Origin of the sequence: Desulfosoma caldarium (assembly GCF_003751385.1) — a bacterium.
Classification (GTDB): domain Bacteria; phylum Desulfobacterota; class Syntrophobacteria; order Syntrophobacterales; family DSM-9756; genus Desulfosoma; species Desulfosoma caldarium.
In genome coordinates this window covers 1-1,127 of sequence record NZ_RJVA01000007.1, presented here as the reverse complement: position 1 = coordinate 1,127, position 1,127 = coordinate 1, and the positions used below count along the sequence as shown (strand labels likewise).

1 pseudogene is annotated in these 1,127 nt (G+C 58.4%); it reads left to right on the top strand.

The features are described from left to right. Window positions 1-1,127, top strand: a pseudogene (locus tag EDC27_RS00665) (anaerobic carbon-monoxide dehydrogenase catalytic subunit); the annotation flags it as partial.

Here is a 1,127-nt window from a genome sequence, read left to right as displayed (position 1 = left end):
ATGGAGATTGCGAAGGATCTTTATGAGGAGTTGGAGCGGACCTACACGCAGGTGGAGGGTGAGATTCCTTTTGTGAGCCGGGTGCCGGAGAAGACTTTGGAGACGTGGCGGAAGTACGGAGTGGTGCCTCGCGGGGCCATGCGGGAGATTATGGAGATTATGCACCGCACGCACATGGGAGTGGATCAGGACTATGAGAATTTGGTGCGGCAGTGTTCGCGGACGGCCCTAGCGGATGGTTGGGGTGGTTCGATGGTGGCCACGGAGATTTCGGACATATTGTTTGGGACGCCGAAGCCTTTGGTGGCCGGTGTGAACATGGGGTTTTTGAAGGAAGACCATGTGAACATCATTGTGCACGGGCATGAGCCGAATCTTTTTGAGTCCATGATTGATTCGGTGAATGATCCGGATTTGGTGGCCAAGGCCAAGGAAGCTGGGGCTCAGGGGATCAATTTGTTAGGGATGTGCTGTTCGGGAGCGGAGGTGCTTTCTCGGCACGGGGTGCCGCATGCGGGCAATTTTATGAGCACGGAGGCGGTGATTGCCACGGGGGCGGTGGACGCCATGGCGGTGGACGTCCAGTGCATTAAGCAGGCGTTGGTGCAGATGAGCGAGTGTTACGGGACGAAGTTTTTCACGACCAATCCTCGGGCGAAGATCGAGGGGGCGCAGCACATTGAGTTTCACGAGCATCATCCACGGGAGTGCACCGACAAGGTGGTGGAGCTGGCCATCGAGCGGTTCAAGAACCGGCCGGGTCGAGTGGTCATTCCGCAGCGCCGTGACCTGGGCGTGCACGGGTTCAGTCACGAGTACATCAACTACATGTTGGGTGGAACGTTTCGAGGAAGCTACACGCCGCTCAATGAAAACATCATCAACGGGCGCATTCGCGGGGTAGCCGGGGTGGTGGGCTGCACGAATCCTCGGGTGAAGCAGGATTGGGTGCATGTGGAGCTGGTCAAGGAGCTGATCAAGAACAACGTTTTGGTGGTGCAGACGGGCTGTTCGCAGATCGCATTGGCCAAGGCGGGTTTGATGAAGCCGGATGCGGCGGTGTTGGCCGGGGACGGCTTGGCGGAAGTGTGCGAGACGGTGGGCATGCCGCCGGTTTTGGGCTGTGG